Raw genomic sequence first — 17,524 nt, 5'->3', positions numbered from 1 at the left:
CGGCAGATGACCGAACGCAGCCGCCCGCGCCTGAACATCGGCGCGGTCCGTTCGACCTTTGCGCCGTGGACCGATCCTACGGCCAAGCCGCTGGTGCGTTTCGAGAAGGTGGTGAAGCGGTTCGACGGCGAGACGGCCGTCAACGGCGTCTCGCTCGATATCTATCCCGGCGAGTTCTTCGCCCTGCTTGGGCCGTCCGGCTGCGGCAAGACCACGCTCATGCGCCTGCTCGCCGGCTTCGAGACGCCGGACGAGGGCCGCGTGCTGTTGGCCGGCGAGGATCTCGCCGGCAAGCGGCCGCACGAGCGGCCGGTCAACATGATGTTCCAGTCCTACGCGCTGTTTCCCCACCTGAGCGTGGAGAAGAACATCGCCTTCGGCCTGAAGCAGCAGGGCATGGCCAAGGACGAGGTCGCCGCCCGGGTGACCGAGATGCTCTCGCTCGTGCGCCTGGACGGTCTGGCCAAGCGCAAGCCGCACCAGCTCTCCGGCGGCCAGCGCCAGCGCGTCGCCCTTGCCCGCGCCATCGCTCCGCGCCCGAAGATGCTGCTGCTCGACGAGCCGCTCGCCGCCCTCGACAAGAAGCTGCGCGAGGAGACCCAGTGGGAGCTGATGGCCCTTCAGCAGCAGCTGGGCATGACATTCCTGATCGTCACCCACGACCAGGAAGAGGCCATGGTCACCGCCGACCGCATCGCCGTCATGCGCGCCGGACAGATCGTGCAGATGGGCCGTCCCGCCGACGTCTATGAAGCGCCTAACTCGCGCTATGTCGCCGACTTCATCGGCGACGTGAACATCTTCGAGGGCGTCGCCGAGCACGCGGACGGCCTCACCGTCCGCATGGCCAGCGCCGACTCCCCTCAGGGCTTCGACATCGTCGAGGACGACCGCATCCCCGTCGGCTCGACCGCCTGGCTCGCGGTGCGGCCGGAGAAGATCCAGGTCCACCTGGACGAGCCGCCGCCCGGCCCCAACCGGATGGCCGGAAAGGTCGCCGATATCGGCTATCTCGGCGACTGGACCACCTATCTGGTCGAACTGGACAGCGGCCGCACGATCCGCGCCGCCCGCGCCAACGCCACCCGCTTCGTCGACCGGCCGGTCGACTGGGACGATCAGGTGTGGCTGACCTTCGCCCGCGACGCGGGCGTGGTGCTGACCCAGTGAAAGCCCGGGGCGACCGCACGAGCCTGGCGGCGCTCGCGCCGTTCCTGTGGCTCGGCCTGTTCTTCCTGTTCCCGTTCCTGCTGGTGGCCAAGCTGTCGCTGTCGGAAACGGCTCTGGCGATGCCGCCCTACGCCCCGCGCCTGGATTGGTCGCAGGGTTTGGCGGGCCTGAAGACCTTTCTCGCGGGCCTCGACTTCGAAACCTACGCCCGGCTGCCGACCGACCGGCTCTATATCGTCGCCTATCTTTCCAGTCTGAAGTTCGCGGGCGTCGCCACCTTCATCCTGCTGCTGCTCGGCTATCCGCTGGCCTATGCGATGGCCCGCTGTACGCCGTCGGTGCGCAAGGCCCTGCTGATGGCGGTGATCCTGCCATTCTGGACCAGCTTCCTGATCCGGGTCTACGCGCTGATCGGCATCCTCAAGCCCGAGGGTCTGCTCAACGTCGCGCTGCGCGCCGTCGGCCTTGGCCCGGTCTCGCTGCTCAACACCGACACCGCCATCTATATCGGGCTGGTCTACGCCTACCTGCCGTTCATGGTCCTGCCGCTCTACGCGGTGCTGGAGCGCCAGCAGCACGACCTGCTGGAGGCCGCCGCCGACCTCGGCTGCACGCCGCTCGAAGCGTTCTGGCGGGTGACGTTCCCGCTTTCCCTGCCCGGCGTGGCCGCAGGCTCCCTGCTCTGCTTCATTCCGATGGTCGGCGAGTTCGTGATCCCCGACCTGCTCGGCGGCTCGTCGACGCTGATGCTCGGCAAGACCATCTGGACGGAGTTCTTCGCCAACCGCGACTGGCCGGCCGCCTCGGCGGTGGCGATCGTGCTGCTATTCACCCTGGTGATCCCGATCGTGCTCTACCAGCGCCAGCAGGCCAAGCTGACGGAGCTTGGGCGATGAAGCGCGGCCTCACCGGCTTCAACATCGCCGCCCTGGTCGTCGGCTTCGGGTTCCTCTACCTGCCGATCGTCCTGCTCGTCGTGTACTCGTTCAACGCCAGCCGGCTGGTCACGGTCTGGGGCGGGTTCTCGACCCGCTGGTACGCTTCGCTGTTCCGCAACGAACAGCTGCTCGACGCGATCTGGGTGACCTTCAGGGTCGGACTGATCTCGGCGACCATCGCCACCATCCTCGGCACGCTGGCCGCCATCGCCCTGGTCCGCGCCAAGCGGTTCCGTGGCCGCACGCTCTTCTCGGGCATGGTGTTCGCGCCGCTGGTCATGCCCGAGGTGATCCTCGGCCTGTCGCTGCTGCTGCTGTTCGTCTCGCTCGGCCTGCCGCGCGGCTTCTGGACCGTGACGGTCAGCCACGCGACCATCACCATGTGCTACGCCTGCGTGGTCATCCAGGCGCGGCTCGCCGCGTTCGACCAGCAGCTCGAAGAGGCGGCCCAGGACCTCGGCTGCCCGCCGATCAAGTCGTTCTTCCTGGTCACCCTGCCCAATATCGCGCCCGCGGTGGCGGCCGCCTGGATGCTCGCCTTCACGCTGTCGCTCGACGACCTGGTGATCGCCAGCTTCACCTCCGGACCGGGCGCGACCACCCTGCCGATGCGGATCTACAGCCAGGTGCGGCTTGGGGTGAGCCCGGAGATCAACGCGGTCTCGACCCTGCTGATCGGCCTGGTCGCCACCGGCGTCCTCGCCGCCTACCTCCTGCAGCTGCGCCGCAAGACCGACGACTAGTCGGCCTCGTTGAGCCGCTCCGCCCGCGCCGAGAGATACGCGTAGAGCGCCGCGACCTCGGCTTGCGTGAACACCTTGAAGTCCGAGCGCGCCACCAGGGTCATGATCCCCAGATGCCGGCCGCCCGGCGGGACGCCGGTGCGCATCAGCGTGTCGAAGGCCTGCGCGTCGTAGGCGCCGACCACCCGCAGGTCGGGCCCGCCCTCGACATCGTCGCCGCCCAGGTCGGAGCCGTGGCACTCGGAGCAGACCGTGCGGGCGATATGCCGCCCCATCGCCAGCTCCGGCCCCAGGTCCATGGCCGGCCGCGCGTGCGCCCGCGCCACCCGCTGCGGCTCGTCCAGCGCGCCCGTCAGCACCGCCCAGCGGGCGCGCCAGCCCGCGCTCTCCGGCGGCGTCGGCGGACCGGCCGGCGGGTGGGAACGTACGAAGGCCAGCACTGTCGCCAGCTCCTCCGACGTCAGGTGCATGAGGGTCTGGGCCGGCATGCCCCACAGCGCGCGCCCGTCGCTCGGCCGCACGCCCTGGCGGATCGCCTGGGCCAGTTGCTCGTCGCTATAGCGCGCCGCCGCGAGGGTCAGGTTCGGAGCGTAGTTGCGCACCAGGCGGGGATTGGGATTGTAGACCTTCCCCTGCAGATCCGCCCCGTGACAGCTGGTGCAGCCATAGAGCTTGCTGAGCCGTCGCCCCTCGGCGACCAGATGCGCCGGTCCGGTCTGCGCGACCTCGGGCGCGAGCCGATAGGTGCGCGTGATCAGCACCTCGCTCCAGATCCACAGCGCGACGACGACCAGCGTCGCCGCCGCGATCGCGCCAAGCAGGATCGAGACCGGCGCCCGCCCCACGCGCGGGCCTCTAGAGCGGCGCCACGCGGTCGAACCAGGGCCGGGTCTGCTCCAGTTGCCCCGCCAGCTGGAACAGCAGCGCCTCCTCGCCCATTCGGCCGACGAACTGGATGCCGATCGGCAGGCCGCCCTGGCTCCAGGCCAGCGGCACGGTCATCGCCGGCTGGCCGGTGTTGTTGAACGCCTGGGTGTTGGGCATGAACTTGAACAGCCGCTGAGTGTATTCGCGCGGGTTCTCGGTCAGGTGGCCGACGGGGATCGCCGGGCTGCCCAGCGTCGACAACAGCAGCACGTCGTATTGCTGGAACAGGCCCGCCATCGCCCGCCCATAAGCATGGATCGCCGCTAGGCCGCGGACGTAGTTTGCGCCCGTGATCTGCTTGCCGCGCTGGTACATCAGCCAGGTCAGCATCTCGACGTCGCTGTCGGTCACCGGCCGACCGCGACGCTCGCCCTCGGCGTCGAGGGTGGCAGCGATGCTGGCGGCGATCACGTCGCCGGCCCCCTGTTGCATGGCGGCCAGGTCGCCGGGCACGCGCACCTCCTCGACCATGTGGCCCAGGCCCTCGCAAAGCTTGGCGGCGTCCAGCACCGCGGCCGCGCACTCCGGGTCCAGGCCGTCGGAGGCCAGGGCCGCGGTGGTGAAGCCGATGGCCAATTTGCCGGGGTCGCGAAGCGCCTCGTCGGCGAACGGCCGCTCCGGCGGCGCCAGGAAGTACGGATCGCCAGGTTGAGGCTGGCAAACCGCGTCGAGCAGCGCGGCGCTGTCGCGCACCGACCGCGTCACCGCGTGCTGGATTGAGGCGCCGCCCCATCCTTCGCCCATCGGTGCGAACGACACCCGCCCGCGCGAGGGCTTCATGCCGAACAGGCCGCAGGCCGAGGCCGGGGTGCGGATCGATCCGCCGCCGTCGCTGGCGTGCGCCGCCGGCACGATCCCCGCGGCGACCGCGGCGGCGGCGCCGCCCGACGACCCTCCGGGTGTGCGGCCGGTGTCCCAGGGATTACGGCAGACGCCCAGCAGCGCCGGCTCGGTCACCGGCATCAGGCCGAACTCCGGCGTGTTGGTCTTGCCGAACAACACCAGTCCGGCGTCCTTGTAGGCGGTGGTGATGGCGCTGTCGGCGACGGCCGTGGCGTCCTTGAACACGGCCGAGCCCGCGGAGGTCGGCGAGCCCGCCAGCTGCGCGCCGAGGTCCTTCAGCAGGAACGGCACGCCGGCCATCGGCCCGCCCCAGATCTCGCGCTTGACGTCCTGACGGCCCCATTCGGCGAGGTCCATGGTCACGGCGTTGATCTTCGGATTGACCGCCGCCATCCGCGCCACCGCCGTCTCCAGCAGCTCCGAGGGGCTGACCTCGCCCTTCGACACCAGCCCGGCCAGGCCCACGGCGTCGTGCTTGCGGTACTCTTCGAAGTTCATGGCGCGCTCCCTGCTTTGGCCGCAGGTGACCATAGGCGCGCGCCCATTCCAACCTCAGGTGAAGGACTGATCGCCTTAGTGGCGCATGCCGACGTGCTCGATGACGGCCCCGCGCATCGAATGGGTCTGCTGGATCGGCAGGCCTGTGGTCTCGAACTGGGTCTTCAGCTGCGTCTTGCGCGCAAGCATCCGCTCGCCGAGCTCGTCCATGTCGAGACCCGCTTGCCGGGCCTGGGCGAACATGCCCTCCGAGCGCATCTCCTCCTCGTGGACATGATGCCGGATCTCCTCCGACAGCACCTTGACCTTGGCGTCGTAGAACGCCTCGTTCGGCGCGGCGTCGGACAGTTCGGCGATCATCAGCTTGGCGCCGTCGTGCTCGACATAGGCTTCGTCCAGGGTGCTGTCCTCGATCTTGCCGCGGCAGGCCGGATAGAAGATTTCCTCCTCGATCATCGTGTGGACCGTCAAGTCGACGCAGATCTGGTGGACCACCGCGGCCTTGCGCGCGGCGCCCCGCGCCTTCTTGAAGTCCTCGAACAAGGCTTCGACTGCGCGGTGATCGGCCTTGAGCAGAGCGATGGCGTCGGGGGCGGCCATGGGGTCTCTCCTGGAGTTGCTTCCAGCTTCAACCCGCGCTCGCCCCCGCTGTTCCGTCAGTCCTCGGCGATCTCGCTGTGCTTCTGGGTGTCGCGCATCCGCAGGTATGTGATGAGCGAGACGCCGATCATGCCGGTGACGTACCAGTAGAAGCCGCTCTCCATGCCCTGGGCCTTGAACCACAGGGCCACGTACTCGGCCGTGCCCCCGAAGATGGTATTGGCCAGCGCATAGGGCAGCGCCACGCCCAGCGCCCGGATGTGGGCCGGGAACAGCTCGGCCTTCACCACCGCGTTGATCGAGGTGTAGCCGGTGACGATGATCAACGCGCCCAGCACGATGGCGAAAGCCACCACCGGGTCGCTGGTCTTCGAGAGCGTCGTGAAGATCAGATAGGTGAACGCCACGCCCAGCACACCGAACGCGATCATCAGCGGCTTGCGCCCGATCTTGTCCGACAGCGCCCCGGCCGCCGGCTGGATCAGCATGTAGACGAACAGGGCCGCCGCGCTGATCGCGGTCGCCGTCTCGCGGCTGAAGCCCGAGGTGTTGACCAGGAATTTCTGCATGTAGGTCGAGTAGGCGTAGAAGGCGAGCGTGCCGCCCGCCGTCAGCGCGATGACCGTGAGGGCCTGGCGCGGATAGTACTTGAACAGCGCAAAGCCGCTCGACTTGGGCGCAGCGCTCGCCTGGGCGTTCTTGAAAGACTCGGTCTCGGCCAGGCCGCGGCGCAGATAGAAAACGACCACCGCCAAGGCGCCGCCGATCACGAACGGGATCCGCCAGCCCCACGCCTCGAGGTCCGGTTCCGGCAGAATCGCCTGCAACAGCAGCAGCACCAGCAGGGCCAGCAGTTGGCCCGAGATCAGCGTCACGTACTGGAAGGACGAGAAGAAGCCGCGCCGCTTCTTGCCGGCCATCTCGCTGAGATAGGTGGCGCTGGCGCCGTACTCGCCGCCGACGCTCAAACCCTGCATCAGGCGCGCGAGCACCAGCAGCGCCGGCGCGATCCAGCCGATCTGATTGTAGCCGGGCGTCACCGCGATCAGCAGCGAGCCGGCGCACATCAGCGATACCGACAGCGTCAGCCCGGCCTTGCGGCCCTTGCGATCGGAATAGATACCCATGATCCAGGCCCCGATCGGCCGCATCAGGAAGCCGACCGCGAACACCGCCGCGGCGTTCAGCAGTTGCGCGGTGCGGTCGCCGGCCGGGAAGAAGATCGGCGCGAAATAGAGGGTGAAGGCGGAATAGACGTACCAGTCGTACCACTCGACCAGGTTGCCCGTGGATCCGCCGATGATCGACTTCAGTCGATGCCGGCGGTCGGCGGCTGCGCTGTCGGCCATATCGCCCCTCCCCCTGGGGAAATCAGAAACAAGCGGCCGGCGCTCTTGCGGCGCCGGCCGGTCACGTCCGGAGACTACTTCCGGTCGCGTGTTTCTTCCTAGGGCTGGATTGCGCGCTCTAGTGCGAGCTGGACAGTTTCATCATCACCAGGCCGCCGACGATCATCACCGCCGCCAGGATGCGCATGATGCTGATCTGCTCGCCTAGCACCGCTATGCCGACCACGAACGCCCCGACCGCGCCGATGCCGGTCCAGATCGTATAGGCCGTGCCCAGCGGAAGCGTCCGCATCGCCACCGACAGCAAGCCGAAGCTGGCGATCATGGTCCCGATGGTGATGACGCTCGGCACGAGACGGGTGAAGCCGTGCGACTGCTTCATGGAGAACGCCCAGACCACTTCGAGCAGTCCGGCGATAAACAGTAGAATCCAGGCCATGCGGCCCTCCTTTCGAAGAGCCGGGCCGTCCCGGACTTTGATGCCCACGATATTGGGGGAGGTCGTTCCTCGCGGCCCCTTAGCTAGGTTCGCGGCCGTCACGGGTCAAGCGCGCCGTCTCGACGCGATGGTGCCGGCTACAGGATTCGAACCCGTGACCTTCGGTTTACAAAACCGCTGCTCTACCAACTGAGCTAAGCCGGCACGGCTTTGCGCCGCCGACCGATGCCACGGCCCGTCCCCGCTGCCAAGCCCCCGACGCTGGCACGCCGATTGCGAAAACCGATTGGCCCACTCGGGCCGCATCCCAATTGGAGACTCCACACGTGAGCACGAAAAAGAACTGGCTGGTGGGCACGGCTGCGGCGCTCGCCGTTGCGCTGGTCGCTGGCGGCGCGAACGCCGCGACCCTGGTCAACGGCAGCTTTGAAGAAGGCGCCGATCCGGGCAGCTTCATCACCCTCGGCAACGGCAGCACCGCCATCACCGGCTGGACCGTCAAGGGCTACGGCGTCGACTACATCGGCTCCTACTGGCAGGCGGCCGACGGCGAGCGCAGCGTGGACCTCTCGGCGCTCAACGGCGGCAGCATCCAGCAGACCATCGATACGGTCGTCGGCAAGACCTACAAGGTCAGCTTCTGGCTGGCCGGGAACCCCGACGGCGGCCTGGGCGACAAGTTCGTCGCCACCTCGGTCAGCGGCGACTGGGTGAACAACTTCACCTTCAACGTCGGCGCCGGCAACACCAAGCAGAACATGGGCTGGACGCAGTACAGCTACACCTTCACGGCGTTCGACCCGACCTCGACCTTGGTCTTCAATTCGCAGACTCGCACCCCGTATGGTCCGGCGCTCGACAACGTGTCGATCTCGGCGGTTCCTGAGCCGGCGACCTGGGCGATGATGATCATGGGCTTCGGCGGCGTCGGCGCTGCGGTGCGCTCCTCGCGTCGCAAGCAGGCCCTCGCCTTCGCCTGACCCACAACAGGCGCTATGAAGGACGCCGTCGGCTCTCCGGGGCCGGCGGCGTTCCTTTGTCTGCAGGGCTGGTTTGCGTGGACTCTAAACCGATCGAGATCTTCATCGACGCCGACGCCTGCCCGGTGAAGGACGAGACCTACAAGGTCGCCCAGCGCTATGGGCTGAAGACCTGGGTCGTCTCCAACGCCTTCATGCAGATCCCGCAGTCGCCGCTGGTCGAGCGGATGATCGTCGACGCCGGTCCTGACGTCGCCGACGACTGGATCGCGGAACACATCTCGTCAGGCGACGTGGCGATCACCAACGACATCCCGCTGGCCGAGCGGGTGCTGAAGGCGGGCGGCTACGCCCTGGGCGCCAACGGCCGCCCCTTCACCGAAAACTCGATCGGCGCAGCCATCGCCCAGCGCGCGCTGATGGAGCAGTTGCGCTCGACCGGCGAGATGCTCGGCGGGCCCCGCCCCTTCGACCGCAACGACCGCTCGCGCTTCCTGCAGTCCCTGGATGAGACAATCCAGAAGGAGCGTCGCCGACGCGCCTTGCAACGCGGCGGAGCTTGATTAGCTTGCGCTCACGATTGGCTGAGGGGTTCTGAACATGCGCCATGCGCTGATGCTGTCCGTTCTGGGGTCCTGCGCCCTGCTCGCTGGCTGCGGCCAGGGCGGCGGCGAGAAGTCCGCAAGCTCCAGCCCGGCTCCGGCGGCCGAGCACGAGCCCACCGCCGCCGAAAAGGCCGCCGTCCTGGCCAGCCTGCCCGCACCCTACAACACCGCCGACATCGACAACGGCAAGGCCAAGTTCGCCATGTGCCGCTCGTGCCACACGATCATCGAAGGCGGCGCCAACCTCACCGGCCCGAACCTGCACGGCGTGTTCGGGCGCAAGGCCGGCGCGCTCGAAAGCTACAAGTACTCCGAGGCGGTGAAGAACGCCGGCTTCGTCTGGGACGCCGAGCATCTCGACAAGTGGCTGGCCGAGCCGCGGACCTTCCTGCCCGGCACCAAGATGACCTTCGCCGGCCTCAAGGCCGAGAAGGACCGCATCGACCTGATCGCCTTCCTCAAGGTCGAGACCGGCTACAAAGCGCCGTGAGACGCTAGCGCTTCAAAATAGCAACCTTGACGAGAATGCCGTTCAGCCGCAGCATGATGCTGTCGAGGCTGCGCTTGCATCTGTCAGCCGAGATCCTGCGCCGGCGTCTGTGACACCCCCTTGTCGCAGCCGGCGCCACCCCGACAACTCGCCTCCCCCTCTGGGGGAGGCTTTTTCGTTATGGGATGCGCTCGCCCGCGGCCGGGCTATTCGGCAGCGTTGGCCGCCCGCGCCTGCTCAGCCTCTTCGAAGGCCTCGATGCGCCGCGCCGTGGTCTGCGGCGACTTCGTGAAGCGCGCCAGCAGATTGTAGAACACCGGCACGATGAACAGGGTCAGCAGGGTCGCGAAGATCGCCCCGAAGAAGATGACCACGCCGATGGTCTTGCGGCTCTCGCCGCCCGCGCCGCCCCACATGATCAGCGGGATCGCACCCGCCGCCGCGGCGATGGAGGTCATGATGATCGGGCGCAGGCGCAGCGAGGCGCTCTCGATCACCGCCTCGCGGATCGACAGCCCCTCGTCGCGCAGCTGGTTTGCGAACTCGACGATCAGGATGCCGTTCTTGGCCGCGATGCCGATCAGGATGATCAGACCGATCTGACTGTAGGTGTTGATGGTCGAGCCGGCGATCAGCAGGCCGAACAGCCCCCCCAACGCCGCCACCGGCACGGTCAGCATGATCACGGCCGGGTGGATCCAGCTCTCGAACTGCGCGGCCAGCACCAGGAACACCAGCAGCAGCGCCATGCCGAAGGCCAGGCCCACCGCGCTGCCGGCTTCGAGGTAGTCGCGGGCCATGCCGCCCCACTTGATCTGCGGCCCCGCCGGCATCTTGGCGATTTCGGCTTCGAAGAACTTCACCGCGTCGCCGACCGGATAGCCGGGGTTGAGCTGGGCCGACAGGGTGACCGAGCGCAGACGGTCGACCCGGGAGCGGTCGGGCGTGTCGCCGCGCACCTCGGTGGTGACCACCGTCGAGAGCGGGATCAGCTGCCCCGAGCTCGAGCGCACATAGAGGTTGCCGATGTCCCGCTCGGTCTGGCGCTGCTCGCGGTCGGTCTGCAGCAGGACGTCGTACTCCTGGCCGTTCTTGATGTAGGTCGTCACTCGCCGGGTGCCGAAGTTGCTCTCCAGCGCGCGGCCGACCGCCTGGGCCGACACGCCCAGCGCCGCCGCCTTCTCGCGGTCGATGTTGACCAGCACCCGCGGGCTGGTGGGCTCGTAGTCGAGACGCGCCCGGGCTAGGCCCGGATTGGCCTCGGCGGCCGCCAGCAGCGGTTTGATCCAGGCGGCGATCTGGTTGTAGTCGTCGCCAGCGACGATCACGTCGACGCCGCTTCCGCCGCCGCCCCCGCCGCCGCCACGCTGGAACGCCGGCCGCACCGAGGCGATCGCTCGCACCGAAGTAATCGACGACAGCTCGCGATTGAGGCGCGCGGCCAGCTCGTTCGACGTCACGCCGCTGCCTTCAGTGACGTTGGCGTTGCCGAAGCCGCTGTTGAACTGGGTGCCGTTGAAGCGCGGGACGCCCAGGATGTAGCGGGTGATCTCGCCGTCCTTGAGCAGTTCCAGCAGTTTCGCCTCGACCTGGTTCGCGGCCTTCATGGTGTAGTCGTAACCCGCGCCTTCCGGCGCGACGATGTTCAGGTCGACGCGTCCGCGGTCTTCCTCCGGCACCAGCTCACGCGGCAGCACCGAGAACAGTCCACCGGCGCCGGCCGCCAGGACGATGACCAGGCCGATGGTGGCGAAGGTCGCGCGACGGTCGCCCAGCAGCGACTCCAGCGAGGCGTGATAGGACGACTTCAGCTTGGCCATGGCCGCATCGACGCGGCGGGCAAGGAAGCCCTCGCCATGCGCCGGGCGCAGCAGTTTGGAGGCCAGCATCGGCGACAGGCTGAGCGCCAGCAGCGCCGAGAACGCCACGGCCGCGGCGATGGCCACCGCCAGCTCGACGAACAGGCGTCCGATGTAGCCCGGCAGGAACATCAGCGGCGCAAACACCGAGATCAGCACGATGGTCGTCGCGACGACCGCAAAGAACACCTGCCGCGCGCCGCGCTGGGCGGCCACGATGGCCGGTTCGCCGTCGTCAATTCGACGCTGGATGTTCTCGACCACGACGATGGCGTCGTCGACGACCAGGCCGATCGCCAGCACCAGGGCCAGCAGCGTCAGCAGGTTCAGCGAGAAGCCCAGCGGGGCCAGGACGATGAAGGTCGAAAGGATGCAGATCGGCGCCACGACCGACGGGATCAGCGCCGCGCGCCAGGTTCCCAGGAAGATGAAGTTCACCAGGGCGACCAGCGCCATGGAGATCGCCATGGTGATCCAGACTTCCTCGAGCGCGTGCTTGGTGAAGACCGTGTAGTCGACCGCCACCTCGAGCACCGTGCCCTTGGGCAGCGACTTGTTCAGTTCCGGCAGCAGGTCGCGGACCCCCTGCGAAATTTCCAGGTCGTTGGCCTGGGACTGGCGGGTGATGCCGATGCCGACCTGATCGCGTCCGTTCGAGCGGAAGCTGCGGCGGCGCTCGTCCGGCCCCTCCTCGACGCGGGCGATGTCGCCCAGGCGGGTGACGTAGTCCTGCGTGGTGTTGCCGGTCGCGGCCGCGGTGCGCGCGCCGGAGGCCACCACCGGCAGCTGGGCGAATTGCTCAGGCGTGGAGTAGCCGCGGCCGACCCGGATCGTGAAGTCCTTGTCCGGCGCTTCCAGCGAGCCGGCCGGCAGTTCGAGGTTCTGACTGTTCAACGCGTTCTCGACGTCGTCGACCGTCACGCCGCGGGCGGCCATGGCGTTGGGATCGAGCCAGATCCGCATCGAATAGAGCTGGCTGCCGCCGACGAACACCTGGGCCACGCCCGGCACCGTCGAGAACCGCTCGACCAGATAGCGCTGAGCGTAGTCCGAGAGCTGCAGCCGGTTCAGCGTCGTCGAGGCGAACGAGATGAACATGATCGGCGAGCCGTCGGCGGTCGCCTTGGCGATCTGCGGCGGGTCGGCCTGCAGCGGCAGGTTGGACGCCACGCGGCTGACCGCGTCGCGGACGTCGTTGGCCGCGTCGTCGAGGTTCCGGTCGAGCCGGAACGAGATGTTGATGTTCGAACGGCCGTCGCGCGAGGACGAGTTGACCCGGTCGATCCCCTGGATGCCGGAGATCTGTCGCTCGATAACCTCGGTGATCCGCTCCTCGACCACTTCGGCCGAAGCGCCGCGATAGGTCGTGGAGATCGACACCACCGGCGGATCGACGCTGGGCAGTTCGCGCACGGTCAGCGAGGCGAAGGCCGCCACGCCGACGACGCAGAGAATGATCGCCGCGACCGCTGCGAAGACGGGCCGGCGGACCGAGATGTCCGACAGCATCATGCGTCAGGCCGCGCGGCGCGCGCCCCGGGCTCGGCGCCCTTCTGGGACGCCAGGATGCGGACCGGCTGGCCCGGTTGGATCTTGTTGAGGCCGTCGGCGACGATCTGTTCGCCGGGGCGAAGACCGTCGCGGATCTCCACGAAGCCGTCCTGGCGGATGCCGGTCAGCACCGGGCGCTGCTCGGTCCGCGTCTGGTCGCCTTGCCGGCTCACCACGAAGACGAAGGCCGAGTCGCCCTGCACCGACACCGCAGACTCGGGCGCGGCGACGACCTGCCGCTGGCCCTGGGCGATCGCCACGCGCAGCATCATGCCGGGCTTCAGCTTGCGGTCGGGGTTGGGGAACTCGGCGCGGGCGGTGATCGCCCGGGTGCGCTCGTCGATGCGGGTGTCGAGCTTCTGGATCCGCCCCTGGATCACCTGGCCGGGATAGGCGTCGATGCGGGCCGTGATCGGTTGACCTTCGCGGATCGACGCGAGGTAGCGGTCGGGCACTTCGAAATCGACCCGCACGCTGGAGATGTCGTCCAGGGTCACGATCGCCGCGCCCGGATTGACCAACGCGCCCGGGGCGATGTCCGACAGCCCGACGACGCCGGCGAACGGCGCGCGGATCATGCGGTCGCCCTCGCGGGCCCGCGCCGCGTCGACGTCGGCCTTGGCCGCGAGATAGGTGGCTTCGCGCTGATCCAGCGCGGTCTTGGAGGCGTAGCCCTGGGCCGCCAGCTGCTTCCAGCGATCGAAGTCGCGTTGCGCCTGGACCATGCGGGCCTGTGCCTGGGCGATGCCGGCGCTCTGCTCGGTGGCCTTCAGTTCGACCAGAACCGCGCCCTTGGGCACCGACTGGCCGTCGCTGAAGCGCACCTGCTCGACCAGCTGGGTCGCCGCCGCTGTGAGGGTCACCGACTGGCGCCCCTTGGCGACGCCGATCACGTCGATGGCGTCGACGAAGGTCTTGTTCTGCGCCCCGACCACATTGACCGGCGCCGGGCCGCCCATGCCGCCGCCACGGCCCCCGCCGCCAGGACCGCCGCCCTTCTGGGCCGCCATCGCGCCCCCGCCGGGGCCGCCGGGCCCCTCCTTTTTGCCGAGGGTGAGCTTCCAGCCGCCTGCGACCACCATGAGGCCGAGGATCACAATCGCGCCGACGAGGAAAAAGTGGCGTCGCAACAAGTTACGGAATCTCCGGGGCGGCTCGGAAAATGAGATTGGATGACGCTGAATCGAAATGCGTCTTATGGCGACGATATGGGCGCCGTCCAGTGACAGAACGATGGCTTTGCGTGTCGGCTCTGAAATACAAGATGGCTATGCCCGGCCACAACACTCGTTGAAGCTTACATTTCCGTATTGAGGTCATCGCTGCAAAGAAAACGGGCGCCCGAGATCGGACGCCCGCCTTGAACAATCCTTGAGGAAGACCTCTAGACGTCGTAGCCCGGCAGCGACCGATCCAGCAGACGCAAAGCGCCCGGCCAGGCCAGCCCGCCGCCCAGACCGCGCGACATCTGCGCCTTCACTTCGTCCTGCGCCGCCTGCGGCGCGAGCAGCACGTTTTCCCGGCCGGCCGACAGCGCCATGACCTGCTGTTTACAGGCCCTCTCCAGGTAGAACATGTTGATCCAGCACTCGGCGGCGGTCTCCCCGACCGTCAGAGTCCCGTGGTTGCGCAGCAGCATCATCTTTTTCTCGCCGATGTCGGCGACCAGACGCTCGCGCTCGTCCAGATTGAGGGCGATCCCCTCATAGTCGTGATAGGCCAGCATGGTGCGCACGATCAGCGCGTGCTGCGACAGCGGCAGCAGGCCGTCCTTCTGCGCCGCGACCGCCACGCCCTGGTCGGTGTGGAGGTGCATGACGAAGTGGGCGTCCTCGCGAGCCGCGTGGATGGCCGAGTGGATCGTGAAGCCCGCCGGATTGATGAAGTACGGCGTCTCCTGGAGGATGTTGCCGTCGAGGTCGATCTTGACGAGCGCCGAGGCGGTCATCTCGCCGAAATACATCCCATAGGGATTGATCAGAAATTGGTGATCGGGGCCGGGCAACCGCGCCGAGATGTGGGTGTAGATCGCATCGTCCCAGCCGTAGAGCGCAACCAGCCGGTAAAGCGCCGCCAGGTCCACGCGCGCCTGCCATTCCTCGGCGCTGACCTTGCCCTTCAACGAGCTCACGCTCGCGATCGAACCATCGGCCATGACGGCCTCCCTATGCATGTCTTTGTCTGATCGTTGATCACCAGAGTCGCGCCGTCGGCGCCAAGCGTCAAGCACGGCCTGCGGCGTTGAATCTGCTCGACAAACGGCCGTTGACACCCGGACCTGATGGGCGGAAGACTTCGTTAACGACAAGATCTGCCCGCGCATCACGATCCACGGCTTGTCGGCCCGCATGTTCCTGAGGCTGGGGATTGCGGACCCTTAGTGAAATTCGACGTCCCAAAGCTCGGATGCGGAGGTCGCTGTGTCTTACCCGACGTTCAAGTTCGCCGCGGTCGCCGCAAGCCTGGCTTTGGTTGGGCTGTCGCTGGGCGGCTCGGCCCAGGCCGCCACCGTCTACAAGGCGACCCTGCTGGGGGCGAATGAGAACCCGCCGGTCGCCTCGCCCGGCGGCGGCGTCGCCTTTCTCACCATCGACGGCGATCTGCTCACGGTCTCGACGACGTTCAGCAACCTGATCGGCAATGTCGCCGCCGCTCATGTCCACTGCTGCGCCGCCGCGCCGACCAACGCTGGGGTCGCCACCCAGACGCCCAGCTTCCCGGGTTTTCCGACGGGCGTCACCAGCGGCGCCTACAACCAGGGCTTCGATCTCAATGCGCCTGGCTCCTACAACGCCGCCTTCGTCGCCGCGAACGGCGGCACGGCGCAGGGTGCCCGCACCGCCCTCCTCACCGCGCTGAACGGCGGCCAGGCCTATTTCAATGTCCACACGACGTTCGCACCGGGCGGCGAGATCCGTGGGCAGTTCGCCCTGATCCCGGAACCGGCCAGTTGGGCGCTGATGATCGCCGGCTTCGGCATCGCCGGCACGGCGATCCGCTGGCGCCGATCAGTCTTCAAGACTTGAGCCGTCAGGCCGTGGTCTTCACCCGCGCCACGGCGTCCAGCCAGCGGGCGTAGGCGGCCTCCCGCCCATGGCTCGACAGGGCCGGATCCATCCGTTCGGTCGAGGGCCGCGCGGCCGCCGCCTCCTCGACGCTGGCGTAGACGCCGGCCCCCAGTCCGGCGAACAGCGCCGCACCGAGCGCGGTGGTTTCCATGTAGGTCGCCCGCCCGACCGCGACGCCGGTCAGGTCGGCCAGCCGCTGGCTGAACCAGGCGCTGCGCGACATGCCCCCGTCGATGCGCAGCTCGACGTCGCGGCCGAAGGCGCCCGGCGCATCGGCCCGCATCGCCTCGATCAGGTCCCGGGTCTGCAGGGCGCAGGCGTCGAACGCGGCGTGCGCGATTTCGGCCAGGCCGGTGTCGCGGGTCATCCCGAACAGGCCGCCGCGGGCGTTGGCGTCCCACCACGGCGCGCCGAGGCCGGTGAACGCCGGCACCAGGACCACGCCGTGATCGTCGCGTGCCGTCTGCGCCAGCTTCTCCACGCCAGCGCCGCCGCCCGGCACGCCCAGGCCTTCGTTGACCCATTGGAGCGCCGCGCCGGCGATGAAGATCGATCCCTCCAGCGCATAGGTCGCCCGTCCGCCCAGCCGCGCCGCGACGGTCGTCAGCAGCCGCGAGCGCGACGGGGCCAGATGCTCACCGGTGTTGACCAGCATGAAGCAGCCGGTGCCGTAGGTGGCCTTCATCTCGCCGGCGCGGATGCAGCCCTGCCCCATCAACGCCGCCTGCTGGTCGCCGGCCACGCCGCGGATCGGGATCGCCCGCCCCAGCAGCTCAGGCGCCGTCGCGCCATAGTCGCCGGCGCAGTCCAGCACCGTCGGCATCAGCGCCCGCGGCACGTCCAGCATCTCCAGCATCTCGTCCGACCAGGCCTGGGCCTTCAGGTCGAACAGCATGGTGCGCGAGGCGTTGGTCGCGTCGGTGGCGTGCACCTTGCCGCCGGTCAGGTTCCAGATGACCCAGCTGTCCATGGTCCCGGCCAGCAGCTCGCCGGCCTCGGCCCGAGCCCGCGCGCCGTCGACCTGTCCCAGCATCCAGGCGATCTTCGTCCCCGAGAAGTACGGATCCAGCAGCAGGCCGGTGATCTCCGTCACCTGCGCCTCGCGTCCGGCCGCCCGCAGCCGCTCGCAGGTCGGGGCCGTGCGGCGGTCCTGCCAGACGATCGCGCGGTGGATCGGCTTGCCGGTCGCCTTGTCCCAGATCACCACCGTTTCACGCTGATTGGTGATGCCTATGGCGGCGACGTCCTCGATCGGGCGACCGGACTTCGCCAGCGCCTCGCGCAGCACCGCGACCGAGGCGGCGAAGATCTCCTCGGCGTCGTGCTCGACCCAACCATCGTCCGGATAGAACTGCTCCAGCGGCCGGCCGGCCTCGGCGAGCGGCGCGCCGGTGGCGTCGAAGACGATCGCCCGGGTCGAGGTGGTGCCTTGGTCCAGCGCCAGGATCAGAGGTTCGGCCATCT

16 protein-coding genes and 1 tRNA gene are annotated in these 17,524 nt (G+C 68.3%); 7 read left to right on the top strand and 10 right to left on the bottom strand.

The window, feature by feature from the left end:
- Nucleotides 1–6: 6 nt before the first annotated feature.
- From AC1Q87_RS01315 to AC1Q87_RS01305, 3 genes are read left to right on the top strand one after another with little or no spacing between them, the layout of a single operon-like run.
- The gene (locus AC1Q87_RS01315; RefSeq protein ID WP_492607234.1) at nt 7–1,170 is read left to right on the top strand and encodes an ABC transporter ATP-binding protein; all 1,164 of its coding nucleotides are present in this window, start codon (nt 7–9) and stop codon (nt 1,168–1,170) included.
- A complete protein-coding gene (locus AC1Q87_RS01310) occupies nt 1,167–2,066 on the top strand; it encodes an ABC transporter permease (protein ID WP_492607233.1) in 900 nt (299 codons plus the stop codon). Before AC1Q87_RS01315 ends, AC1Q87_RS01310 begins: the two co-directional genes overlap by 4 nt.
- A complete protein-coding gene (locus AC1Q87_RS01305) occupies nt 2,063–2,851 on the top strand; it encodes an ABC transporter permease (protein WP_492607232.1) in 789 nt (262 codons plus the stop codon). The genes AC1Q87_RS01310 and AC1Q87_RS01305 overlap by 4 nt, the downstream gene beginning before the upstream one ends.
- Here the strand turns inward: AC1Q87_RS01305 and AC1Q87_RS01300 are convergent.
- The 6 genes from AC1Q87_RS01300 to AC1Q87_RS01275 all read right to left on the bottom strand — a co-directional run bounded on the left by AC1Q87_RS01300 (nt 2,848) and on the right by AC1Q87_RS01275 (nt 7,711).
- Complete coding sequence (locus tag AC1Q87_RS01300) at nt 2,848–3,696, bottom strand: cytochrome c (RefSeq protein ID WP_492607231.1); 849 nt, start codon at nt 3,694–3,696, stop codon at nt 2,848–2,850. The genes AC1Q87_RS01305 and AC1Q87_RS01300 overlap by 4 nt on opposite strands.
- A 10-nt stretch (nt 3,697–3,706) precedes the next feature.
- Complete coding sequence (locus AC1Q87_RS01295; RefSeq protein WP_492607230.1) at nt 3,707–5,119, bottom strand: amidase; 1,413 nt, start codon at nt 5,117–5,119, stop codon at nt 3,707–3,709.
- 75 nt (nt 5,120–5,194) lie between these two features.
- A complete protein-coding gene (locus tag AC1Q87_RS01290) occupies nt 5,195–5,719 on the bottom strand; it encodes a hemerythrin domain-containing protein (protein ID WP_492607229.1) in 525 nt (174 codons plus the stop codon).
- A 56-nt stretch (nt 5,720–5,775) separates the two neighbouring features.
- Complete coding sequence (locus AC1Q87_RS01285; protein ID WP_492607228.1) at nt 5,776–7,068, bottom strand: MFS transporter; 1,293 nt, start codon at nt 7,066–7,068, stop codon at nt 5,776–5,778.
- Nucleotides 7,069–7,186: 118 nt separating this feature from the next.
- On the bottom strand, nt 7,187–7,507 hold the full coding sequence (sugE, locus tag AC1Q87_RS01280; RefSeq protein ID WP_492607227.1) for a quaternary ammonium compound efflux SMR transporter SugE: 321 nt from the start codon (nt 7,505–7,507) through the stop codon (nt 7,187–7,189).
- 128 nt (nt 7,508–7,635) lie between these two features.
- Nucleotides 7,636–7,711, bottom strand: a tRNA-Thr gene (locus AC1Q87_RS01275).
- A 122-nt stretch (nt 7,712–7,833) separates the two neighbouring features.
- Between AC1Q87_RS01275 and AC1Q87_RS01270 the strand changes: the two genes are divergently transcribed.
- From AC1Q87_RS01270 to AC1Q87_RS01260, 3 genes are all read left to right on the top strand, one after another.
- Nucleotides 7,834–8,487 (top strand): choice-of-anchor C family protein, encoded by a 654-nt coding sequence (locus tag AC1Q87_RS01270; RefSeq protein WP_492607226.1) that lies wholly within the window; start codon nt 7,834–7,836, stop codon nt 8,485–8,487.
- A 77-nt stretch (nt 8,488–8,564) separates the two neighbouring features.
- Nucleotides 8,565–9,050, top strand: coding sequence for a YaiI/YqxD family protein (locus AC1Q87_RS01265; protein ID WP_492607225.1), 486 nt, complete (start codon nt 8,565–8,567; stop codon nt 9,048–9,050).
- 37 nt (nt 9,051–9,087) lie between these two features.
- A complete protein-coding gene (locus AC1Q87_RS01260) occupies nt 9,088–9,582 on the top strand; it encodes a c-type cytochrome (RefSeq protein ID WP_492607224.1) in 495 nt (164 codons plus the stop codon).
- Between the two features lie 206 nt (nt 9,583–9,788).
- On the opposite strand, the gene AC1Q87_RS01255 is transcribed toward AC1Q87_RS01260, so the two are convergent.
- The 3 genes from AC1Q87_RS01255 to AC1Q87_RS01245 all read right to left on the bottom strand — a co-directional run bounded on the left by AC1Q87_RS01255 (nt 9,789) and on the right by AC1Q87_RS01245 (nt 15,147).
- The gene (locus AC1Q87_RS01255) at nt 9,789–12,950 is read right to left on the bottom strand and encodes an efflux RND transporter permease subunit (RefSeq protein ID WP_492607223.1); all 3,162 of its coding nucleotides are present in this window, start codon (nt 12,948–12,950) and stop codon (nt 9,789–9,791) included.
- Entirely contained in the window at nt 12,950–14,125 is a 1,176-nt protein-coding gene (locus AC1Q87_RS01250; protein WP_492607222.1) for an efflux RND transporter periplasmic adaptor subunit, read from the bottom strand. Before AC1Q87_RS01250 ends, AC1Q87_RS01255 begins: the two co-directional genes overlap by 1 nt.
- Nucleotides 14,126–14,376: 251 nt before the next feature.
- Nucleotides 14,377–15,147: a class II aldolase/adducin family protein gene (locus AC1Q87_RS01245; protein ID WP_492607221.1), complete on the bottom strand. Its 771-nt coding sequence runs from the start codon at nt 15,145–15,147 to the stop codon at nt 14,377–14,379.
- 265 nt (nt 15,148–15,412) lie between these two features.
- Between AC1Q87_RS01245 and AC1Q87_RS01240 the strand changes: the two genes are divergently transcribed.
- Nucleotides 15,413–16,018, top strand: a complete 606-nt coding sequence (locus AC1Q87_RS01240) for a CHRD domain-containing protein (RefSeq protein ID WP_492607220.1) — start codon at nt 15,413–15,415, stop codon at nt 16,016–16,018.
- Between the two features lie 4 nt (nt 16,019–16,022).
- Here the strand turns inward: AC1Q87_RS01240 and glpK are convergent, their stop codons facing one another.
- Nucleotides 16,023–17,522 carry a glycerol kinase GlpK gene (glpK, locus tag AC1Q87_RS01235; RefSeq protein ID WP_492607219.1) on the bottom strand — a complete coding sequence of 500 codons (1,500 nt, stop codon included), beginning with the start codon at nt 17,520–17,522 and terminating at the stop codon, nt 16,023–16,025.
- Between the last annotated feature and the right edge of the window lie 2 nt (nt 17,523–17,524).

The sequence above is a fragment of the Phenylobacterium sp. GW823-FHT02A09 genome, from assembly GCF_058797775.1.
Note: the sequence above shows the minus strand (reverse complement) of the source record. Positions and strands in the feature narration are given on the sequence as shown.